Here is a 22,729-nt window from a genome sequence, read left to right as displayed (position 1 = left end):
CTTAAAAATCGGAGGCGTTCGATGCGATCGAAAGCCCTCGTCAAGACTAAATGCCAGCGCTGCGGCCGCGAGATTCTAACGGCCGCAAAAGCTTCATTCGCCAACAGGCCCTGGTACCGGCGTTTCGGCGGAATATGCTCATCATGCCTCTCCGATGAGGAAAAAAGCGAGCTTTCGGCCGAAAAGGTGCGCGAAACGAACCTCGCGGCGCGCCGGTTCCGCATTCCCGGAATGATAGACTGGAAATCCGAAAAATTTCCGGAGGATGAGGAGGAGGTGCTTCGGTTCATGGCCCTGCGGTATTTCTACACGAAGCAGTTCATCGCCGCGGCGACGGTGATGGATGAATATCCGGCGCTTGATGTTACAGATATACTGCGGAGGCTCGAGGAAAAGAGGATGATACAGACCCTGTGCTGAAAAGTTGTAATCGAGAAAGCGGGTTCAGACAGAATATAATAAATGAGTTGAATAATTTATTCCATTTCCGTAAAATATCTTTTCGGTCCATCAATTGAGGGAGAGGGTTAGATGAGTGAAGAAAGCGTAATCCAGTACCTGAAAGAAATGGAAGAGCGCATTATAGCGAGGATCGACGAGGCGCGCGCGGATGTAATCGAGGAGATGGAGACCAATCTCATGGAAGTTGGTGTCTATAAAAAGGAAATATTGGAAAAGATTAAGAACAGCCAGAAGGCCACAAAAGGCAGCAACAGCAAATAACTTTCACCACTACACGTGCACCATGATACCGATAATTTTCCGCCGTCGGCGGCATTCATGGCGCGGTTGCGGGGGCAAAACGGGTGTAACCGCCAGGCCGTGCCAAACCCTGTAAAGCCGCGGAAAAATCGGCGCCAATTTTGTGGGTGCTGTGTACATAATACCGGACGCTCATCTAAATCTCGAGGCGAAATAAGCGCCGGCCTTCGGATCGCACCGCGGGTCCGCCGGCGGGCGGAATAATACGTTAAAGGACTGTGCTACAACAGACGGAATCGCTGATGACGATAAAACACGACGATATCAATGATGTTCCCTATGGAATGCTGTGGGACATCGTCAACGAGGCCCGGGATTTAATTTCCATGGCGAGCGAGGACGGCAGGGTCCTTTTCCTCAACGAGGCGGGCAGGAAGATGATCGGAATCGATGTGGACGCGGACATCACGACATTTCAGATACGTCAGATTTATCCGGAGCGCATTTGGCAACTCCTGCGTCGCGAAGCGCTTCCCGCCGCGGTGAAATATGGGAGCTGGAGAGGCGAGACGGCCATTTTGAGTAAAGATGGAACGGAGATTCCGGTCTCGCAGATAATACAGGCGCATAAAAAAGATGGCGAAAACATCGAGTATTACTCGACGATAATACGCGACATCTCCAAACGAAAGAACATGGAAAGGGCCCTCCTGTTTTCCGAAAAGAAGTTTTTCATCGCCTTCCATTCAGGCCCTACCATGAAACTGATGATCCGGCTCGACGATGAACGAATTATCGATATCAACGAGAGCTACCTTGGAGCGATCGGATTTTCGCGCGATGATGTGGTGGGCAAAACGATAGAAGATTCGATGGCCTGGGGGAGTGCGGACGAGCGCGCCGCTTTTATCGAAATGATCCGCACCGGAAGCGCAATTGATAATTACGAGTATTCGTTTACCGCTTTAGGAGGGGAGCGACGCACCGGCCTTTACTCCGCCGAGATGGTCGAGTTTGGGGAAGAAAAGGTCCTGCTGCTGGAAGCGATCGATATTACCGACAGAAAAAAAGCCGAAGAAGCGTTGAGGCGCTCGGAAAACAAGTTTATCAGGGTTTACCAGTCGAGTCCTGAGGCGATAACCATAAACCGGCTGAGCGACGGGGCATATATCGAGGTAAACGAGAGCGCGCTTGAGCTCTCCCGTTACAGGAGGGAGGAGGTGATAGGCCGCAGCCCGGGCGATCTTCAGATATTCTCGCGATACCGTGATTTTCTTCGCATGCTGAGCATGATGCGGTGCGACCGGCAGGTGAAAAAACTCGAGTTTGATTTCAGGACCAAATATGGAGATATCAGGAACGGTATTGTTTCGGCCGAGATTATCGATTTCGACGGTGAACCGTGCGTCATTACCTCTATCGTCGATATCACTGACAGAAAGAGGGCCGCGCGTGAGCGTGACAGGGAAAGGGAACGTCTGGCCGTAACGCTACGAAGCATCGGTGACGGCGTGATAACCACGAACATGTATGGAGAGGTCGTTATTATTAATAAAGTGGCCGAGGAATTGACCGGATGGACACAGGATGAGGCGTATGGCAGGCCCCTCCAGGAGGTATTTTCGATCGTCAATGAGATGACGAGGGTCCCCTGTGAAAACCCGGTGGACAAGGTACTCGAATCAGGCGGAATAGTGGGACTTGCGAATCACACGGCGCTTATCGCGCGGGACGGCACCGAACGGGTCATCGCCGACAGCGGGGCGCCGATACGGGATAGGGAAGGTGCGATAATCGGCGTTGTGCTCGTCTTCCGGGATATTACCGAGAAGCAGCGCATGGAGGCCGAGATTCGGAAAATGCAGCAGATAGAGTCCCTCGGCGTGCTGGCGGGCGGGATAGCGCACGATTTCAATAATATTCTCACCGCGATTCTGGGCAATATCAACCTTGGCAGGCTGTACACAAGGCCGGGGGAAAAGCTTCATGAAATACTGGTCGAGGCGGAAAAATCGGCATTGCAGGCCCGCGACCTTACCCGCCAGCTTCTCACCCTCTCGAAAGGGGGCAAACCCCTCAAACGATCAGGTTCCATGGAAAAGCTGCTCCGCGATACAACGAATTTCGCGCTTCGCGGCTCGAATATCATACCGGAATTCGACATCGAGGAAGGACTGTGGCAGTTGGAGTTCGATGAGGCACAGATGGGCCAGGTGTTCAACAATCTTGTGATAAACGCGCGACAGGCGATGTATAAAGGCGGCGTGATTAAAATATCCGCCTCCAACATAGAGGGCGGCTCGGTCAGGGTTCCCCCCGTGGGTGACGGCAGATTTGTACGCATAACGGTTGCGGATTCCGGAGAGGGCATACCTGAAGGCCACCTGCCGCATATTTACGACCCGTATTTCACCACCAAACAAAACGGAACGGGCCTCGGCCTTACAACGACTTTCTCAATCATCCGGAACCATGACGGATATATACATGCCGAATCCACCCCGGGCGTGGGGACCGTTTTCAGCGTCTATCTTCCGGCGGCCCCGGTCAACGCCGTGCAGGCCGCCCGTGAGGATGGCCGTGCCGTAACCGGCGAGGGAAGAATACTCTTCATGGATGACGAGGAGCTCGTGCGCAATATCGCGTCGAAGTTGCTGCGGCATCTCGGATACGAGGTAACCTGCGTGCGTAACGGGGAAGAGGCCGTCGTGGAGTTCGCGCGCGCCCTCGAGGCCGGGAAAGCCTACGATGCCGTCATGCTCGACCTTACCGTTCCGGGCGGCATGGGCGGAACGGAAACCATCAGGAAAATCCGTGAAATGGCGCCCTATGTCAGGGCCATCCTGTCCAGCGGCTACTCGAACGATCCGGTAATTGCTGAATATAAAAAATATGGATTTGACGAAATTGCGGTTAAGCCGTATAAAATAGAGGAATTGAGCGAGGTGCTGTACCAGGCGCTCAAGAGTTGACGGGGCGTGCGTGGAGCGTGACCGGCATATCCGTCGCATAAAAAGCGCAGCAACACAGCGGACACGGAGTGGAGGGTTTAATGAAAAGAAAGGGGTACTTGTTTTTCGCAACTATGGCGGCGGTAATTGCCGCAACCGCCGCGCCGGTATTTGCCGACAGAACAGCGGTTGCAATCGAAGCCCCCGATACAGCTAAAAAAGGCCAGTCGGTCGTAATAAGGGTAAACGTTACCCACAAAGGCAATAACTTCATCCATCATACCAACTGGGTGTATGTAAAGGCGGAAGGAAAAGAAATCGCGAGATGGGAATTCTCATCCGGAAAACTTCCCGAAGGAGAGGTTTTTTCGCGTGATATCAGCCTTATGGTAACGGCTCCCGTCGAGGTCACCGCGGAAGGCAATTGCACCATACACGGCAGCCGTGGTGTGGTGACAAAAAAAATCGCCGTCAAGTAGCCGGTACGGGGGTAAATCGATGAATATTGGCGGAATTTCGATCGTACTGATTCTTGGCCTGGCGAACATGGCACTGATTATATTTCAACTGTTTTCGGGCCTGAGGATCATAAAGGCACCGACGATCATCCACCGTCGTACGGGAATCGCGCTGTTTGTCACGGCACTTTTGCACGCCACGTTCGCATTTCTTGCTCGATAAGCGGAATTCGCGAAAGAAAAAAACAATAAAATCACGCAATTTTTCTTGACAAAAATAAGTGTGCGGCTAATACTTAGGACTCCTAAGCATTGCTCCTTGCAGGTGAAATGGAGGTACACATGAAGCGTCAGATTATCAGTATAAACGAGGACAAGTGCAACGGCTGCGGCCTTTGCGTGCCGGGCTGCCCGGAGGGAGCCCTGCAGATCATAGAAGGGAAGGCCCGTCTGGTCGGTGATCTTTTCTGCGACGGGCTCGGGGCCTGTATCGGTGAATGCCCCGAGGGAGCGATCACCATACTTGAGCGCGAGGCGGAACCCTACAACGAGCGTATTGTGATGGAGAATATTATAAAGCATGGCCCATCGGTGATATCGGCCCATATCAAACACCTCCGCGACCATAACGAGACCGGATATCTAAATGAGGCTCTCGATCTGCTCAGGGAAAAGGGGCTCCCGGTGCCTGTTGAGGTTGAGCATGCCCGCCAGGAGCATCATGCCGGTTGCCCGGGGTCGCGCATTGTGGATATGCGCGGCCATACAGGTACGACACGCCGGGAGGGAACCGCGAGCCGGCAATCTGAACTGCGTCAGTGGCCTGTACAGCTCCACCTGATAAATCCGCACGCTCCATTCCTGAAAAACGCCGACCTTCTGGTTGCCGCTGACTGCGTACCCTTCGCCTATCCGGCGTTTCACGAAGACCTGCTGCGCGATAAAATCCTCGTGATTTTCTGCCCGAAACTGGACGCCGGAATCGATAAATACATCGAAAAACTCGCTGAAATATTCGCCCATCAGGACATAAAGTCGGTGACCGTCGCCCACATGGAAGTTCCCTGTTGTTTCGGCGCAGGACGGATCGTGGAAACGGCGATGCAGAAGGCCGGGAAGCGCATTACGATACACGATTACACCATCGGTATGGCGGGCGGCCTGTCCGGTGAGGGCGCGCACCCGTTGTCTCAATTGCGGGGCGGTGGTATACGGTAACCAAAACCATCGCTTCCGATAGTGCCCGAAGGCGGACGAGTGCATTGGGCGGGTAATGACGGAAGGACCGTAATTCAAGGCACGGGAAGGACCAGCGAAAATGGAACCGGCGAATACAGGCATTGATGAAAGAATAGTTACGGCATTTGAAAAGATCGCACAGGTGTCGCGAATGCTGTTGTGGGAAGCGGCAAGCGCTGAAAAACTGAGCCCTATCCAGTTGCTATTCCTGCTCCATATCGCCGGTGGTCCGGAGGAGTTACGGAAAGTAGGGGCCATAGCGAAGGAATTCGACCTTACTCCGCCAACGGTGAGCGATGCCGTCAGTTCGCTGGAGTCCAAGGGGCTCCTGATCAAGGAATCGAGCCCGGAGGACCGCAGATCGGTCGTTCTCTCCCTGACCAGGGAAGGCAGAAGAACGGTACGGGCCGTCGGCAGATGGAAGAACACGATGATTGAAACGGTGAGTTCCTTCCCCGAAGACCAAAAGAACGTTGCGATGCGTTTTCTTTCCGGACTTATCTCCTCGCTCTTCGAGAAGGGAGTTTTGAGCAGCGCGAGAATGTGCATGGTATGCGGGAATATGCGGATAGCGGATGATGATTGCGGTGCGCGGTACATTTGCAAAATTACCGGCAGACGTTTCGATGAATCGGGGGTGATGATCGGCTGCGCAGTCCACTCGCCAAAAGTATGAATGTCGGGGTTTGGGCAAAAACACCGGAGTGCAACGTATTTCAAGTCCCCTGAGGATGGTGAGTATCCGGAAGGAGCTGAAGGTTTTTTTAGCGTGGAAACCTTAAAATAAAAGAGGTGTGATAATGGATAACAACGATTATACAAAAGAGGGATTGAAACTCGGGGAACTGATCGGCGTACAGGATAAAGCCGTGGTCAGCAAAACGCTGATCAACAAACCAGCGGGCACGGTAACGCTGTTCGGCTTCGATACGGGCGAAAAATTGAGCGAGCACACGGCGCCATTCGACGCGCTTGTCTCGATAATCGAAGGTGACATGAGCATTTTCATTGAGGGCAGGCCGTTCAGGCTCTCGGCCGGCGAGATGATCATCATGCCGGCGGACAGGCCGCATGCTCTCGAGGCGCTTTCACCGTGCAAGATGATGCTCGTTATGATAAAGTAAATTTACAGAGGGCTTTTGCCTGTTGAAAAAAACTTTAACTTTTCAGCGAAATATGCTTTGACTGTACGGTATGAAGGATTTAATCGATTCGCTGCGCGTAAAATTAAAAGAAATGCTTGCGGATAAACGGCGGCGTATAATCGCCCTCGTCGCGGTCGTCTTTGTGGTCGGACTTGCGGCCGCGCTTCCCGGATACATGAAAAAAACCTCCACGACCGAGTACTGTGCAAGCTGTCATGTCATGCTTCCGCAATACGAAGACTGGTTTTACGGCGGAAAACATACGCAGATACGCTGTGTGGACTGCCACCTGCCCAACGATAATTTCGTCAATCATTACATCTGGAAGGGTCTCGACGGAATCAAAGACGTTCTCTACTTTTATACCGGACTGGTCCCCGATCCGATACATTCTTCACGTCACGCCAGAAAAACCATACAGAAAAACTGCATACGGTGCCACGAGGGGCTGGTGTCGGCCATCAGCGTCGACACGATGAACTGCTGGGACTGCCACCGCAACCAGTTTCACAACAGGATAAACGAATTTTAATATAAGAGGGATTGGCGACATGATGAAAAACAAGGTTCTCATATATGCGCTTGCGGTATCCGCCGTGTGCCTCTTTTCGTTCTTCATCTTTTTCGACGGCTGTGCCCCGGACAGAGCCGAGATGTTCAAGACCGCTCAGATTGCCGACGAGGAATTCGATGCAGCCAAATGGGGTGAGGTATATCCACTGCAATACGAATCGTGGCTGAAAACTAAAGAGCCGCGTCCGAAGGAGAAAAGCTTTTACAAGCGCGGCTGGGACACCGATAAGACAATCTGGGACAAGCTCTCCGAGTTTCCCTTCATGGCGCTCCTCTTTAACGGCTGGGGTTTCGGTATAGAATACAACGAACCGCGCGGGCATTATTACATGATGATCGACCAGCGCGAGATCGACCAGTCGCGCACTAAGGCCGGCGGAGCGTGCCTGACGTGCAAATCGCCCTATGCGGGCAAACTGGTGAAAGAATATGGCAAGGATATCTTCAAAATGCCGTATGCGGACGCCGTTGACAAGATACCGAAAGAGCACCGCGATCTTGGCGTAACCTGCATCGACTGTCATGATAACAAGACCATGGACCTCAGGGTGTCGCGCTGGACGCTCGCGGAGGGTTTGAAAACGATTGGCAAAGACAGGCTCAGCAGACAGGAAATGCGCATGACGGTCTGCGCACACTGCCATGTGACCTATTTCATACCGAAAGACGAGAAGATGCAGTCCACCAACGTGGTCTTTCCCTGGAAGGGAAGCACCTGGGGCAACATCAGCATCGAAAATATCATCAGGGTGCTGTTGTCAGACCCGGCAAACAAGGAATGGAAACAGGCCGTTACGGGATTCAAGATGGCGTTCATACGGCACCCGGAGTTCGAGTTTTTCACAAACCAGAGTCCGCACTTCAAGGCGGGGCTGGCGTGCGCCGACTGTCACATGCCGTACAAGCGGGTTGGATCGTTTAAAATTTCAGACCATAACATTATGAGCCCGCTCAAAGACGACCTTCGTTCCTGCTCCAACTGCCATCCCCAGTCCGCCGATCGCCTGAGGTCGAGAATCAAGACCATTCAGGACCGCACCGCTTCATTGCTGATACGGGCCGGATATGCCACGGCGACGGTGGCGAAACTGTTCGAGCTTGCCCATAACCAGCAGGCCCGGGGAAAGACCGTAAACCCGGCCCTGTACGAAAAGGCCAAATCCTTTTATGAGGAGGCGATTTATCGCGGCATCTTCATCGGTGCGGAAAATTCGGTGGGCTTCCACAATCCGGACGAAGCGGGAAGGGTACTCGGTGATTCGATCGCCTATGCGACCAAAGCCGAGGCCCTGCTGAGGCAGGCGCTGGCCCAGGCGGGCATTCAGATTCCCGAGTCGATCAATCTGGAGCTCGCGCGCTATCTCAATGGTAGGGGCACGCACAAGATCAATTTCAGGCCAGGGCATGAATTCAAGGACCCGTACGGGACCCAGGATAAATTACTCCCGCGCGGTGCACGGGGTATCTGATCGGACGGGAGCCTCGCAGGGAAGGTCTCAACCGGGATTATTGTATCGCCGCGCGTCCAGAGGGTGCGCGGCGTTTGTATTGGCAAACCGGACAGAATGCGTCCGATGCCGGCGACGGTGGAGAATTATCCGGCAACTCAATCGATAATGCTATTGAAATATTTGCGATTCTTTCCGCACATGGTATACTCGGTAAAGTGTGACAGGCCGGCGGACGCCTTCATGCCGAATCCAGGAAGGCGACCGTATCGTGAACGGTGAAAGAAATCGTCAATGAATAAGAAACCGGTTGAAGTAAACGTTACCGAGCTCGAGGAGATTCTCGACCGATATCTCGATTCGGGAGACCGGATCAATTACGCCCTCAAGATCGTAGGCCATCCAGGAGTCGGGAAATCCGCGATTGTCGTCCAGGCGGCAAAGCGGAAGAACCGTCTTTTCATCGATACCCGACTTGCCTTCAAGGAGAACGTCGATCTCGGGGGGTATCCGGTGCCCGATGCCGACGAAGGGCGGATGATCTATTATCGGCCGAGGTTCATCCCTCCGCCCGAGGTGCCGGCGGGCAATGACGGCATAGTCTGGTTCCTCGACGAGTCAAACCGCGCCCATCCCACGGTGATACAGACGCTGTTTCAGATCATTACCGACCGGTGTTGCGGAGAGCACAATCTGCCCTCGAATACCTGCATAATACTCGCCGGAAACCTCGGCGACGAGGACAATACCACAATCACGGATTTCGACGATTCCGCCCTCGACGGCAGGCTCGTCATCGTCCAGCTCAAGCCGACAGCGGCCGACTGGATACGCTGGGCCCACCGTGAAGGCATCCATCCGTCGGTTATCCGATACGTAACAATCTACCCCGAAAAGTTGTGGGACGAGCGGAACATCAATCCCAACCCGCGCGGGTGGCACCAGGTATCCCAGGCCATACGCGTCGCATATGGACTCGAGGGCGAGGACGATCTGTGCCGCTACCTGGCGGGAAACAAAGGAACGACCCTTGAGAAAATGATCGAGTCGCTTGTCGGTATCGTCGCCGGGAGCGATTTCACGTCGCAGCTGACACGGCCGAGAAGGATTACGACCGCCGATGTGTTGAACGGAGACGGTTATAAATTGGAGGGAATGCGCGACGGCCGGATCCCCTCCGAGGACATCCTCTGGGCTGTTTCGGGGGCGCTTGGGCATTTAAGAGAGAAGAACATGCTGCTGAAAGGAGACTTCATCGGCGAAGACTTAAATGAGCTCGCGCATACGCTTCTCTTCGTCGGCCATTCGCGCGCCGACAGGCGGATTTCTTTTTTCCATACGTTGCTGCGACAGTGCGGGCTCTTTAGCCTGGTTCCGCGGGCGCTTTCCCTCCTCGCCGACGGGGACAGGGCGGCAATCCGCACGGCGTTCGGCGGCATTCTGGAGGATGCCTGATGCCGGTACGCGCGCCCTTGCTTTCGGACCGGATGAGCGACACGCTCGAACTTTTGTGGGGACGCAGCCGTTTCGTTTCATACTTCTATCAGGCCGTTGACTTCATTGAAAGCCGGGGCGTATCGACCATTGCGCTCGATTCGGCCGGCGACGGTTCCGTGCTCTATTACAACGGGGATTTCGCCGGGCGATCGAACGTGGAGGACCTCATCGGTCTGCTCGTCCACGAGCTTCTGCATCTGGTCCACAATCACCGCCATCGCGCGCGTACCGGCGCGGACCCCATACTCCAAAACCTCGCGCAGGACATGGTGATAAACAGCTACATCCGTTCGCGGGAGCGGAACTTCTTCTCGAGGACCGGAGGGGATTCTCCGCCGCGCCTGCTGCTTCCCGATGGGCTGCCCCTCGTTCCCGCGCGCTTTTCGGGCGAAACCTGTATCGCCGATCCATCATGGGAGGATGTGTATCGCTGGCTTGCGGACCGTCCGGATGAAAAGCTGGCGGATATTCCGGTTCGCGCCGTGGAGAGTGATGACGTATCCGGTGACCGCTCCGTAACCGGTGAGCGTTACCATCCCGATACCGCCGCCGATCGGGACACCGACCGCCAGGACCTCGCAACTTCGGATTCGGACAACCCGAAGGGGGGCATCATCTTCAAGGACGACCGCGGGAACATCCTGCCGACGGGAATGCACTGCTACCGCGACGAGGAGCAAAAGCGGCGCGTGGACTCCCTGATGGAGCGCGTGTTCGGTCTGGCCCGTCAGGACGCGGTGTGCAGGCGCGAGCGCGCGTTCGGGGAGATCGAGGTCCTTGTGCGCTCGCTGCGCGACGTCGATATCTCGTCGTGGCGGTCGCTCGTAAAGAGCTACATCGATTACGCGTCGCATACGAGCGAATGGAAGTATTCCTACAGCCGCTTCAACCGGCGCTATTTCGCCGGGGGCATTTACGCGCCGGGGCGGGCGTTCGTCCAGAAACGGACGATCACCGTCGTCGTCGACGTTTCGGGGTCGATGGTGGTGAAACCGGCCGACCTCGGGGAGGCGTTCGGCGTGATCGAGGAGCTGCTTGGCAAATACACGGTGAACCTCGTATGTGTTGATGAGGGCGTGTACGTGCCGCGAAAAGAAGGGGACCGGCTCGTTCCGTCGAACGACCGTACGAAACCGTACCGTTACCGCCGCGGTGATTGGAAATATCTGAAGTCACAGAACAGCGGCACCACTTTTTTCGCCCCGCTCTTCAATGAATTCATGACAAACGCACACCGCGAGATGCTGGTGGTGATTACCGACGGCCACATCTATGACCTGAGCGAGTTGAAGAAATACTCACCGACGCTGTGGGTCATTTCCTCCGGGCGCGGCGAGCCTTTCGTTGCGCCCTTCGGCAAATCGGTGGCGATTCGGTTGTGAATATACCGGGTGAGGAAATGATACGGGAAGAGTTTTACGCATCCTCTCCATCAGGCGGGATAATCCGCGCCGGAAGGGCGGGCGGTTCGTTCGATTACACCCGCGGATTCGCCGAACTGGTCCGCAGAAGAGAGCCCCGGTTCATCTACCTCGCCGGCACCTACTGGAAACGCTTCGATTATGCGGCCGGTTTTCACGCCCTGTGCGAGATCGGTGACGCGGAATATCTCTATCGCGCGGGCTGGTACTGGAAGGAGTATGACCGCGCAGCCGGCCTCGAAAAGCTGATCGCGCTTGGCAATCCCCGCTATATATTCTATTCCGGTCTCGACTGGAAAGGCTTCGACTACGACCGCGCCTTCCAGGCCATGACGGAGCTCGGCGACGTCGAGTACCTTTTTTACGCCGGCGCACACTGGAAGGAGTTCGATTACGACCGGGGCTTCGATGAGCTTATCAAAACCGACCGCCTCGAATTCATCTACAAGGCCGGCTGTCTCTGGAAACGTTTCGACTTTCTGCGTGCATGGAAGCGGCTGGAGTATTTCGTGGAAGACGGCGCGGAGTGGAGAGGGCGCGCTTTCGATCACGAGCGATGGCGGTTCGCCCTCAGGATGATATGGGACGATCTGTGGGATCAGTCGCGGTCCGCGGATTGATCGAGTAAATCTCCACGTAATCATCGATTCCCGGCCAGCTCCACAGCTTGTGCCGCGCCAGAAGGGCATACGATTTTTTCATCTCATGAAATACCGCGTCGCCGGAGGACGCGGCGTCTCCGATATAGATGAAACGCGTACCGCCGGCCGCCGCATGGTGCCGGAGGGCGCTTGAGGCCATCGGGTCGTCGAGGAGCGGCCAGGAAAGCAGGAGCGTCCTTACGGGATGCATCGCGGCGAAACGCTCGTCGCCATTCTGCACCGGATACCACTCCGAATCGAACCAGTAGTTCATCTCGTCCCAGGGGCCGTGCGGCCATGGCAGGGAGTCGTCGGGCGGCAGGCGGTCGTAGGCTACGACGTCCGCGCCGAGTTGTGCAAGGCACCTGGCCCAGTAACCGCTTCCGGCTCCGATCTCGACCAGCGGCGAATGGAAAGATATCATCTCGAGGACGCCGATGGTAGGGACGGAAAAGGCGTAGCGCGCGGTGAGCTCGGCACGGTATTTCAGGAGCTCGCTCCCGTCGCCCCCGGATTCCCTGATTCCTTCGACAAGGGCGCGCAATTCGACGAGATAGGGGTTGTTGATGCGCCGGTCCGCTTCCGGAAACCGATAGGACAGTATATCGTGCATGGCGTGAAGAAAAGTACTCGACCGTATCGTGCCCTGCAATTATTTTTTCCGCACGAGAGGTCATTTAGGAGGGATACGATGGGGAAAACGACGACGCGCAAAATGGAGTTCGAAACGCTCTTTGCACGCCACGGAAAGGAACCGGACTGGAAATTCCTTTCACATAACTTCGCCGATATGGCCGATCACGAATGGACGGGCCTGCTTCAATCGATCAACCTGATACTCTCGCGACGCACGGGGCGGGAAAGGGAAAACTGAACTGCCGCGCCCGGGCTTTTCGCGGGTTCAAGCGGCCACGTACGCCCCAGCATCGTGCGCATGAGCGCATTCTCCGAAGATACCCTCACCCGCTCCCCGGCGGCGAATGATGCCGTGCCGTGTCCCAGCGCCACGGCTCCCGCCGTGTCGGGCCCGGTACCTTCGCACCGGGCAGGGGACGAACCCTCATCACTGTCAGGCTCACGGCCCCCCGGTCGCTTTCGACGGTACCCTCAATGACATAGGGACGAAGATCGTTCAGCACGTGCGAGAACGCGCGGTACTCGTCGGGGAAGAGGACCGTTTCGTAGATCGCCGTTTCATCCTCGAAGCTCACGAACTCCATCGCGTCCCCGCGCGCTGTCAGTATCTCCTTTCTCGTCACCGGCCACCCCGCAAGCCTCACCTTCGTTCCGATCAGTCCGGGAAGCTCGCGTCCCATCGCGCGGGGAATCCGGCCGAGCGCCTCTTTCCAGAGCTCGAGCGGATGATGGTCGCACATGAATCCCAGTCTGCGGAATTCCTCGCGCAGGTCTTCCGTGGAGGGCGCAGCCGGGCGGAGGGAAGGACGAAGGGGCTTTTCGGCCGGGAACAAAACCGGCGTATGGTCGTCCTGACACGTCTCCTCACGGGAGGCATAAAGCCGCAGGAGCGTCCGAAGCTGGAGGCTGCGCCGCACGCCGCCGAACAGGCCGTCGAAGGCCCCGGCGCCGACGAGCGCGACGATCTCGCTTTCACCCGTCGAGACGCGCGCGACGAAGTCGTCCGGCGAACCGAAGGGACCGGCTTTCCCGCGCGTCTGAAGGATCGACCGGAGCGTTGCGGAGCCGAGGCCTCCGACCGCCATGAGGCCCACGCGGATTTCGCGGCCGCGCCCGTGGTAGCGTAAAGCGCTCGCGTTGACGTCCGGATGGAGAACGGAGAGCCCCATCCTGCACGCCTCGTTTACGTAGGCGCCGCTCGAATAATAGCCGCCGCCATTGGAAAGCACCGCGGCCATGAACTCCGCCGGGTGATGGGTTTTCAGGTACGCCGACTGGAACGAAACCATGGCGTACGAGGCCGAATGGGCCTTGCAGAAGGAGTAGCCGTCGAAGGAGCGGATCATCGACCATATCTCGTCGACGGCGCCGGCCTCCACGCCGTTCTGAAGCGCCCCTTTGTAGAAGCGCTCCCGGTACGCGGCGAGGTGCTCTCCACGGTTTTTTTTGGTGAGGATTTTGCGAAGCCCGTCGGCGTCGGCGTCGGAAAATCCGGCCAGCGCCACCGCGACCTTCGAGACGTCCTCCTGGTAGCACATAATGCCGTAGGTCTCGGCGAGGATGCGGTCGAGCCGGGGATGGAGCGGCGCGTATTCCTTTCCCCTGAGCCGGCTGACGTATTCGGCGATGAAGCGGTTCGCCGCCGGGCGGATTATCGAGGAGTGGATCACCAGGTGCTCAAAATCGCCGCGCCCCGTCTTTTTCTGGAGCTGGCGCATGGCCGGCGATTCGACGTAGAAAACGCCGATGCTGTCCCCCCGCGCGAGGAGTGCCTGCGTGGCGGTGTCGTTCAGCGGGTCCCAGGTAAGGGGGTCAATGTCAATTCCGTTTCCGTGCAGGTTGAGAAGCGCGTCGCGCACCACCGCGAGCGAGCGGTTGCCCAGCAGGTCGATCTTCACCAGGCCGGCCTTCTCGGTTCCGTCCTTGTCCCAGGCGAGTAGGGTGGAGCCGTCGTTCGCCGTTTCGACCGGCGCGAGGTCCTCGACCGGCCCGGGCGTTAGGACGATGCCGCCGACGTGAACGCCCAGATGGCGCGGGAGACCCGTGATGCGGCGGGCGACGCGCATGATCTCGTCCCAGGTCCGCCCGCCGCCCGTGGCGGCGCCGGAGGCGCGCGGCGCGGCGAGACGGCGCTCGACGGCGCCGATCTCCCCTTCGGGGATGCCGTACGCACGGGCGGTCTCGCGCAGGGCCGAGCGTCCCTGGAAATGCGCCATGGTGCTGACGCGCGCACTGCGTCCGGCCCCGTACTCGCGGAAGACCGATTCGATCAGCGCGTCGCGCTCGTCCCAGGCGAAGTCGACGTCGATGTCGGGCGGGTCGAGCCGCTCGGGGTTGAGGAAACGCTCGAAATAGAGGTGGTGGCGCAGCGGATCGACGTTGGTGATGCCGAGGCTGTAGGCGACGATGCTCGCGGCCGCGCTTCCGCGCCCGCAGGTGAGCGAGGAGCGCGCGACGATCGCGGCTACGGCCAGGAAGTAGGACGAGAAGCCCTTGCCCTCGATGATCGAGAGCTCGTATTCGAGGCGTTCCATCACGCTCTCGGAGAGCTCGCCGTAGCGCCGCTCCGCTCCATCGAGGGCCGCACGACGCAGGGCCTTGATGGGCTCGCCCGTGCCCGGGAGCACGGGCGGGAATACGAAGCCTTCGAAACTTCCGTCAAACGTACAGAGTGCGGCGATTTTTTCGGTGTTCCCGATCGCCTCGGGAAGCCCGTCAAAGAGGCGATCGGCCTCGTCCGGACCGAAGAGCAGGGAGCCGGAACGCGCGCAGTCTTCGTCCCTCACCGATGAAAGGGGGCCGCGCGCGGCGATGGCGCGCAGCACGCGGTGGACGTGATGATCGTCCTCCGAAAGGAAGGACGCGTCGCCGCAGGCGGCGAGCGGGATGCCGCGCCGGCGGGCCTCACGCTCCGCGCGCCGGGAGTGCGGCGTGACCATGGCATACAGCTCTTCGACGCGGCCGCAGAGGCGCGCGAGGAGCCGCGGCGTGTCGGTGAGCACCAGGAGGCCGTCTGAACCTTCCGAAAGCCCCGCGGGCAGGCTGAAGTCCGCGTTGCGCATCCGTGCGCTTATGAGGCGCGTGAGGCGCGAGAACCCCTCCCTGTTTCGCGCCAGGACGACCGCCCGGTCGTCGGCGGTACGAAGCTCGGCGCCGATGATGGGGCGGAGTCCGCGCTTTCGGCACGCCTCCGTGAAGTCGTGCATGCCGTAGAGATTGTTGATGTCGGTGAGCGCGAGGGCGTAAAACCCCATGGCCGCCGCGGCGTCGACAATCTCGTCCACCCGGCGAACGCCGTAAAGCAGTGAATAGCATGAATGCGTCTGCAGATGGGTGAACACGGCCGCTCCTCAGGTGCGGGCGCGCATCGCCGAGGCGGTGAGCACGGCCTCGCGTCCGTAGCGGCGGCGAATGGAATCGATCGCGCCCTGGAGCGCCTCGCCTTTCAGTGTCTCGGGCGGGCTGAAGAGCTCGGCCTGGCGCGCCTCGGGCCTGAGCTGCGAAAGGACGACGGAGACGCGCCGCACGCGGACCCTGCGCGCCATTCCGCGGTGAAGCGCCGCGCGGGCCGCCACGAAGAGCTCCGCGTCGCGCCACGAGGGCGAGGGAAGCGACGCGGCCCCCTGTGCGCGGAGCCGGTCGCTGTAGGAGAGGATCACCTCGACCCTGCGCGCGGCGAGACCGTCGGAGCGCAGGAGCACCCCGGCGTCCTCGACGATACCGCGCAGCGCCGCCTCGATCCCGGCCGTGTCGTTGGTGTCGGTGTCGAACAGGTGGGACGTCCGGATGCTCCGGCCGCCCGGCGGATGAGCGGAGGGCCGGGACGTGTCAATGCCGCGCGCACGGTCACGGAGCAGCGCCCCGTGCCGTCCCAGGAAGGCCGCGGCGTCGGTGTCGGAAAGATCGGCGAGCTCGCCGATTTCGCGGATGCCGAGGAGGCCGAGGCGCTCGAGGAGCTTCGCGCCGACCCCCGGCACCAGCGAAACCTCCTGGTGGCGCAAAAAGCCCCGCTCGTCGCCGGGCGCGATGACCACGAAGCCGTCCGGCTTGACGACCCTGGTGCCGATCTTCGAGACGAGGCGGTTGACGGAGAGCCCGGCGACGGGACGAAGGCCCGCGCGCCGGACCGCCTCCTCGCGCAGGCGCGCCGCGCAGTCGACCGGGTGCCCGAAAAGCAGGCGCGTTCCGGTGATGTCGATGAACAGGTGCCCGCCGCCGGGGCTTTCGAAAAGCGGCGAGAAGCCCGCGGCGATTTCGCAAAGCGCCGCGCCCGCCTTCCGGTAGACCGCCTCGCGGACGGGAAGCACGCGCACGCCGGGCATCGTTCGCCGTATATGCTCGACCGGCACGCCCCGCCGCAGCCCTTCGCTGAAGGCCGTGCGGGAGACCTCGACGGCGACGGCGCGCTCGGCCGCGTGCGGCGCGACGACGAACGGACGCCCCCGGAGCGAGGGATCGAGGAGCTCCTCCACCGCCGCCATGAAGTGCGCTATGTTGAGATGGACCACCTGGCGTTCCATGCTTTTCCCCGCGCGTTCAGTGCGCGTCGATTCCATCGCCGGCGAAGAGCTGTTTGAGGAGCATTGCGTTCGCCGGGGCCTGGCCGCGCCGGTGATTGTTAAAATAGACGCGCACCTTCTCCGCCGAGGCCATCATTCCCATGATGCGGTCCATCCAGCCCCGGAGTTCCCCGGCGCCGTAGAGGTAGTCGAAGCGCGCCGCCGCGTCCGATCCCCACCATGCCGCGTCGTTGCGTCCGTGGAAGCGCACGTAGGCGAGCGGCGCGGTGACGATGTCAAGCGGCGGCGGCAGGCCCTTGAGGCGCGGCTCGTCAACCGAGCACACGGCGACGGAGCGCTTGCGCAGGGCGTCGAAGACCCGGTTGTTCTGCCATTCCGCCGTGCGGAATTCGACGACGAGCGGCAGGCCCCCCATCGCCGCGAGCAGCCGGTCGAGATAGCGGCGGTTGTCGGGCGTGTAGTGGAAGCTGAACGGAAACTGCAGCAGCACCGCGGCGAGGCGTCCCGATTCGGCAAGCGGCTCGATGCCTTTGCGGTAGGCCGCAAGCGAGTCCTTCCAGGTTGCCGGGTCGACCCGGTGGGTGAGCGACTCGTGGGCCTTTATGGAGAAATCCAGATCGGTTCCGCTTTTCGCCAGCATGCCGGCGAGTTGTTTCGCTTCTGGAATCCGGTAATAGCTGAAATTCAGTTCGAGGGTCGAAAAGCGCGTGCCGTAAAACGCGAGAAAGTCGCGCCGGTCCGTCCCGGCGGGATAGAAGCTCTCCCTCCAGTCGAGATAATCGTAGCCTGATGTTCCGATGCGTAGTTTGGCCATGGCGAGCCCCGAGTATATTCGCGGTCGGCGGGTATGGTATCGGCGGCGTTTCCGCTGTAGTCCATGTGCCGACGGGTACAATATACTAAACGCGCATATAGTAGTCAATAAAATTTTCTGGAGCGCGGTTTCGGTGCGGGGAATGAATTAATGTTCGGGGTTACACAGTACATTGTGAGCCCCGGTCTCTCCCGGGCGTGGCTATCCCGTAAAACCCGTTATTCCATGATTGCGTTTTCAGGTTTTATGAGATCGCCACGTCGGCCTGCGGCCTCCTCGCGATAACAGCACATTTCACCCGGATTTTATTCACACTCCCGGATTGCGCGGCGGCGAATTTATTCGCTCTATGTTCCGGTTGTGATTGACACGCACGCGTTTTACTCTATGAAATAGTGGGTGGTCGGGGTGCCGCACGGGCCGAACAGGTGCGCGCGGCGCGTGCTGCGTCCGGGATGACCGCACCGAGTACCGCCGTTATAAGAATGGGGAGATACCGATGAAGAAGAAGGCCTTTTCGGTCGTGATCGCCGGGGCGGGTCCCGCCGGGCTTTTGCTGGCGCGCGAACTCGCACTCCAGGGGATAAGGGTTACGGTGTATGAGAAGCGAAAAAGAAGCGCGAAGGCCCACGACTGGTCCGACGCGATCGAATACAGCGCGCTTCGTGACGCGGGCTTCGACATGCCCGTGGCCGAGGCCGGGATTTACCGGGGAAAGCTGGTAAAGAAAAATCCATCGGGCAAGGGCCTTTTCGAGAAGCACGTCGTCAACCCCCTGCAGATCTGGGCGCCCGACCTCTCCTGTAAAACGGCCGCTGACGTCGAGTTTGGCTATATCCTCACCGACAGAATCGCGCTCGATGATATGCTCCGCGCCGGGGCCGAAAAGGCCGGGGCCGTGATGCGCTTCGAACACGAGGCCGTCGGGCTCCTGGGGCAGACGACCGGCGGGCTCGGGATCATCCGGGTCGAGGGACTGCGGCTAAAGGACCTGAAGTTAGCGAAGTCAGTCGACGTCCGTGCCGATGTGACGGTCGACGCGACCGGCATGGTCTCGGCGCTGCGCACGGTCCTTTCGGCGTTCGGGGCCGTGGAGCGGCCGTTCGAGGCGGGCGAACTCGCCTACGCGTGCAGAACGGTACGCACGCTCGACAGGAAAATGCTCCCTCCCGGCGGAATCCCGGACCATTACCGCTACGGCGCGCACAAGGGATACTTCTGGACCCACTTTCACGATGACGAAACGATCGACGTCGGCGGCGGCGTAAAGGACGAGCCGGGAAGGGTCGATCCGATAGCGATCATAAAGCAGATCATCGCATCGTACCCGGCAATCACGGCGCGTGAGCTCCGCAAGGGCGGGGGACGCGTACTGGTGGGGCGCTCGCCGTGGTCGCTTGTTGCCTCTGGCTTCCTGGCGGTCGGGGACGCGGCGGGCCAGGTGGTTCCCACCACCGGCTGCGGCGTAGGGGCGGGCCTGGTCGGAGCGATGCTCGCCGCGCGGACGATCGCGGAGGCTTCGGCGAAGGGCGACGCGGGTATCGGGTCGCTCTGGGCCTATAACCGCCGCTGGTTTGTCGAATCTGGACGCGGGGCGAACCTCGCGGCTCTCGGCGCGCTGAAAGACATCTTGCAGAACCTTTCGCACGAGGAGATTGCCTTTTTGATTCGAAAGGACATCATGAGCGGCGAGATGCTCACGCCGTCAATAAACGGAATATTCTTCGCCCCGGATCCGAAGACCATGTTGAAGACACTCATAAACGGCATATCCCACCCTGGCCTTCTACTCAAGCTCAACAAGGCCACCGCGGCAGGTAAAAAGGTATATGCCCATTACCTTCGCTATCCGCGCGAATGGAACGCCAAGGCGTTCAAACAATGGATGACCCATGCCGTGCGCATATTCAGCGCCGCTGATTGACGCGAATGCCCGCCGGCAGCGCGCCGCGCAGGCAAGTGAATGAGAACGAAGGAGCACGGCATGAAAAATTTTGCGAACAGAATGGTCTTCATCACCGGGGGGTCCAGCGGAATCGGGCTGGCCACGGCCGAACTTCTTTTTGAGCACGGAGCGCACATCGTCATCTTCGCCCGCGACGAGAAGAAGATGAAGCGCGCCGTCGCGCAGATTGAAAAACGGCGGCGTAACCAGGCGCAGGCGATCGGGACCGTACGGATGGACGTAACGAGCCCGCACGACGTTCGCGGCAAGATCGATCGCGCGGTGAAATCCTTCGGAGTCCCCGATGTGCTCATAGCGAGCGCGGGCATCGGCGCCGCCGATACCTTCGAGAACATCTCCGCGAAAACATTCGACGCCATCATGAAGACCAACGTGTACGGTGTGCGCGAAACGGTCGCGGCGGCCCTTCCGCACATGAAGGCCAGGGGCGGGCACATGGTGCTCGTATCGTCCGAGGCGGGGCTTATCGGCATGTACGGGTACACGGCCTACGCGGCCAGTAAATACGCGGTGGTGGGCCTGGCCGAATGCCTGCGAGCCGAGATTAAACGCTACCGCATAGCCGTTTCGGTGGTGTGCCCGCCTGAGGTCGAAACCCCCTTCCTCAAGTGGGAAACGGCGACCATCCCCCCCGAAACGCGCATGGTGAAATCGTTCGCGGGGCTTCTCACTCCGGAGATCGTAGCCCGGGCAACGGTGAAGGGGGTCCGCCGCGGAAAGTTCCTCATCATTCCGGGGGTGATGGCCAGGCTCCTCTACTTCTTCCACCGGCTCACGAACGGGTGGGCGACCCGGGTGCCGAGCGACGCCATCGCCGCGTTCGCGCGCTGGAAGGCCGATCGAGCGGCACAGTGACCCGACTCAGAAGGGATTGTTCAGCGTGATCCCGTGCTTCTTCGTGAATTCGTTGAAGCCGGACAGTTTTTTCCCCATATAGGTCATGTCGATCGCGCCGGCCGGGCAGTTGTTCACGCACCCGTAACAGTAGATGCAGGTGCCCGATGTTACGGTATAGCTCGCATACCGGATCGTGCCGGTGGGGCATTTCTCGGTGCAGGTGCCGCACTGGATGCAGGCCTTTCGGTCGATGCGGTGAGTGCCTGTGAGAAGCCGGGCGCCCCAGAAGATAGAGAAGCCGCCCTTTATCGCCTCCCTGAAGTCGAATTTCCGCCGGTAGTCAGTCGGACGGTTGTTGCCGACATTTTCGAGCGCTGACACCGTGAATTCCTTGACCTTTCTGAAGGTTCGCTCGTCCGGCAGGTGACGATACTTTAAAATACGCTCCTCCATGCCCATGGACCAGGTGGGCGGGTAGGTCGACATGTTGCCGAAGAGTCCCATGCCCACGGGTACGCCGCCTTTTTCAGCCATGAGGTCGAGGAGGGTGCAGACGGTGTTGTGCTGGTTGCCGCCTTCGCCGCCGAAGCTCACGAAACCGGCGACCGGTGTGCCGTCGATCGGCTTCAGCGAAGAAAGCCACTTTTTAAAATTGCCGGGTACGTCGTAATAAAACACCGGGGAGCCAACCACGATGAGGTCGTACGCATCTATGCCGTCGGCATCGAAGTCACGGTAATCGGAGGCGATGACCGCGATGCCTTTTCCGGACAGTACGCGCGCGGCGCATTCCCCGTACCGGCGGGTATTCCCGGCCTGGCTGTACCAGATGACCGCAGCTTTCTTTACGCTCGTACTTTTTAAGGGCTTATGCTCCCGGGCCATTACAGGCAGATCTCCGGCTATCGTGCATGCCGCAGCCGCCGCGGCGGTCCGGAGCAGGGATTTCCGGGTCAAAGTCAGGTCTTTTCCTGATAACATTGGTTGCCTTCCTTATATGGAATGGAATCAGAACGGGAGTAGTACAGTATATCTTTATAAGCTGTGACCGGATGGCGGCGAAATTGTTACCGCTGAAAAATACATCATGCATATAAAAAAACCGGCGGCTTTCGCCACCGGTTCTTGGTTTCAGGTGTAGGAAATAAGTTATATAACGGAAACCCGAGCGGCCCTGGGGCCCTTCTCGCCTTTCTCTATCTCAAACTGTACCTCTGCGCCTTCCGGAAGCGTTTTGAAACCTTCGGCGATGATGGCCGTGTGATGCACGAACACCTCGCGTCCGTCACTGGCGGTGATGAATCCAAAACCCTTCTGGTCGTTAAACCACTTTACTGTACCCTGTGCCATAGTAAGCATACTCCTAAATGTAATATACGGGAAAACCCGTTCAGATCAGCCCTTAAAACCGCCCTTTGAAATCCGCCTGGAATTAACGAGGGAGAGATACGCGAGGAGTTTAGGGTGCTTTATCCGTTACAGTCACCTTATATTCAACATCCGGTTTGTCAACGACTATATGTAAAAAATAACATTTATTTAATGGGTGAGAATTAAAATTCGGGGTGAAAACTGTCATCGCAAGGAGCGCAGCGACGCGGCGATCTTAAAAAGGCAGGAAGTTTATCAAAAAAGCTTTGTAGTAAAAGAGATTGCCACGCCCCGATAAGGCCGGGACTCGCAATGACAGACTATTCCCCGAAATTTAATTCACACCCTATTTAATTTTATTACAGTGACGGAATAGGGCCCGGTTCGCGGTGTTTCATGATGATCAACCGCCCGCGCGCCTGGCCTCGAATCCCTCGCGCGCGAGCGCGGCGATGACGCGTTCGGTGTCGTCGCACTGGATGACGATCGTTCCATCCTTCGCCGTTCCGC

The 22,729-nt window shown here is 58.7% G+C and carries 22 protein-coding genes; 16 read left to right on the top strand and 6 right to left on the bottom strand.

Annotated features, from left to right (window positions below; translation table 11 throughout):
• Positions 1-21: 21 nt before the first annotated feature.
• From VLM75_14640 to VLM75_14580, 13 genes are all read left to right on the top strand, one after another.
• Positions 22-420, top strand: coding sequence for a DUF2688 domain-containing protein (locus VLM75_14640; GenBank protein ID HSV98157.1), 399 nt, complete (start codon positions 22-24; stop codon positions 418-420).
• A gap of 111 nt (positions 421-531) precedes the next feature.
• Positions 532-723 (top strand): hypothetical protein, encoded by a 192-nt coding sequence (locus VLM75_14635; GenBank protein HSV98156.1) that lies wholly within the window; start codon positions 532-534, stop codon positions 721-723.
• A 281-nt stretch (positions 724-1,004) separates the two neighbouring features.
• On the top strand, positions 1,005-3,674 hold the full coding sequence (locus tag VLM75_14630) for a PAS domain S-box protein (GenBank protein ID HSV98155.1): 2,670 nt from the start codon (positions 1,005-1,007) through the stop codon (positions 3,672-3,674).
• 80 nt (positions 3,675-3,754) lie between these two features.
• Entirely contained in the window at positions 3,755-4,132 is a 378-nt protein-coding gene (locus tag VLM75_14625; GenBank protein HSV98154.1) for a desulfoferrodoxin family protein, read from the top strand.
• Positions 4,133-4,151: 19 nt separating this feature from the next.
• Positions 4,152-4,334: a hypothetical protein gene (locus tag VLM75_14620; protein ID HSV98153.1), complete on the top strand. Its 183-nt coding sequence runs from the start codon at positions 4,152-4,154 to the stop codon at positions 4,332-4,334.
• Positions 4,335-4,453: 119 nt separating this feature from the next.
• Positions 4,454-5,329 carry a 4Fe-4S binding protein gene (locus VLM75_14615; GenBank protein ID HSV98152.1) on the top strand — a complete coding sequence of 292 codons (876 nt, stop codon included), beginning with the start codon at positions 4,454-4,456 and terminating at the stop codon, positions 5,327-5,329.
• A 100-nt stretch (positions 5,330-5,429) separates the two neighbouring features.
• On the top strand, positions 5,430-6,026 hold the full coding sequence (locus VLM75_14610) for a MarR family transcriptional regulator (GenBank protein HSV98151.1): 597 nt from the start codon (positions 5,430-5,432) through the stop codon (positions 6,024-6,026).
• A 124-nt stretch (positions 6,027-6,150) separates the two neighbouring features.
• Entirely contained in the window at positions 6,151-6,474 is a 324-nt protein-coding gene (locus VLM75_14605) for a cupin domain-containing protein (GenBank protein HSV98150.1), read from the top strand.
• Between the two features lie 70 nt (positions 6,475-6,544).
• Entirely contained in the window at positions 6,545-7,027 is a 483-nt protein-coding gene (gene nrfH, locus VLM75_14600; GenBank protein HSV98149.1) for a cytochrome c nitrite reductase small subunit, read from the top strand.
• Between the two features lie 22 nt (positions 7,028-7,049).
• Positions 7,050-8,537: an ammonia-forming cytochrome c nitrite reductase subunit c552 gene (locus VLM75_14595; GenBank protein HSV98148.1), complete on the top strand. Its 1,488-nt coding sequence runs from the start codon at positions 7,050-7,052 to the stop codon at positions 8,535-8,537.
• A 273-nt stretch (positions 8,538-8,810) separates the two neighbouring features.
• A complete protein-coding gene (locus tag VLM75_14590) occupies positions 8,811-9,971 on the top strand; it encodes a hypothetical protein (GenBank protein ID HSV98147.1) in 1,161 nt (386 codons plus the stop codon).
• Positions 9,971-11,395 (top strand): hypothetical protein, encoded by a 1,425-nt coding sequence (locus VLM75_14585; protein ID HSV98146.1) that lies wholly within the window; start codon positions 9,971-9,973, stop codon positions 11,393-11,395. Before VLM75_14590 ends, VLM75_14585 begins: the two co-directional genes overlap by 1 nt.
• Complete coding sequence (locus VLM75_14580; GenBank protein HSV98145.1) at positions 11,392-12,054, top strand: hypothetical protein; 663 nt, start codon at positions 11,392-11,394, stop codon at positions 12,052-12,054. The genes VLM75_14585 and VLM75_14580 overlap by 4 nt, the downstream gene beginning before the upstream one ends.
• On the opposite strand, the gene VLM75_14575 is transcribed toward VLM75_14580, so the two are convergent.
• Positions 12,005-12,688: a hypothetical protein gene (locus VLM75_14575; protein ID HSV98144.1), complete on the bottom strand. Its 684-nt coding sequence runs from the start codon at positions 12,686-12,688 to the stop codon at positions 12,005-12,007. The two genes, VLM75_14580 and VLM75_14575, sit on opposite strands and share 50 nt — an antisense overlap.
• A 78-nt stretch (positions 12,689-12,766) precedes the next feature.
• Between VLM75_14575 and VLM75_14570 the strand changes: the two genes are divergently transcribed.
• The gene (locus tag VLM75_14570) at positions 12,767-12,949 is read left to right on the top strand and encodes a hypothetical protein (GenBank protein ID HSV98143.1); all 183 of its coding nucleotides are present in this window, start codon (positions 12,767-12,769) and stop codon (positions 12,947-12,949) included.
• An 85-nt stretch (positions 12,950-13,034) separates the two neighbouring features.
• On the opposite strand, the gene VLM75_14565 is transcribed toward VLM75_14570, so the two are convergent.
• The 3 genes from VLM75_14565 to VLM75_14555 are packed head-to-tail and all read right to left on the bottom strand — an operon-like array spanning position 13,035 to position 18,045.
• Positions 13,035-16,052 (bottom strand): DNA polymerase III subunit alpha, encoded by a 3,018-nt coding sequence (locus tag VLM75_14565; GenBank protein HSV98142.1) that lies wholly within the window; start codon positions 16,050-16,052, stop codon positions 13,035-13,037.
• A gap of 9 nt (positions 16,053-16,061) precedes the next feature.
• A complete protein-coding gene (locus VLM75_14560) occupies positions 16,062-17,231 on the bottom strand; it encodes a hypothetical protein (GenBank protein HSV98141.1) in 1,170 nt (389 codons plus the stop codon).
• Positions 17,232-17,247: 16 nt separating this feature from the next.
• Positions 17,248-18,045: a DUF72 domain-containing protein gene (locus VLM75_14555; GenBank protein HSV98140.1), complete on the bottom strand. Its 798-nt coding sequence runs from the start codon at positions 18,043-18,045 to the stop codon at positions 17,248-17,250.
• A 499-nt stretch (positions 18,046-18,544) separates the two neighbouring features.
• Here VLM75_14555 and VLM75_14550 point away from each other — a divergent pair, with 499 nt between their 5' ends.
• Entirely contained in the window at positions 18,545-19,969 is a 1,425-nt protein-coding gene (locus VLM75_14550) for an NAD(P)/FAD-dependent oxidoreductase (GenBank protein ID HSV98139.1), read from the top strand.
• Between the two features lie 60 nt (positions 19,970-20,029).
• Positions 20,030-20,866 carry an SDR family oxidoreductase gene (locus VLM75_14545; GenBank protein HSV98138.1) on the top strand — a complete coding sequence of 279 codons (837 nt, stop codon included), beginning with the start codon at positions 20,030-20,032 and terminating at the stop codon, positions 20,864-20,866.
• A gap of 6 nt (positions 20,867-20,872) precedes the next feature.
• Here the strand turns inward: VLM75_14545 and VLM75_14540 are convergent, their stop codons facing one another.
• Both VLM75_14540 and VLM75_14535 read right to left on the bottom strand, forming a co-directional pair.
• Entirely contained in the window at positions 20,873-21,829 is a 957-nt protein-coding gene (locus tag VLM75_14540) for a 4Fe-4S binding protein (GenBank protein ID HSV98137.1), read from the bottom strand.
• Between the two features lie 168 nt (positions 21,830-21,997).
• Entirely contained in the window at positions 21,998-22,198 is a 201-nt protein-coding gene (locus VLM75_14535; GenBank protein ID HSV98136.1) for a cold shock domain-containing protein, read from the bottom strand.
• Positions 22,199-22,729: the final 531 nt, after the last annotated feature.

The sequence above is a fragment of the Spirochaetota bacterium genome, from assembly GCA_035477215.1.
Classification (GTDB): Bacteria; Spirochaetota; UBA4802; order UBA4802; family UBA5368; genus MVZN01.
This window is presented reverse-complemented; position numbering and strand designations above follow the sequence as displayed.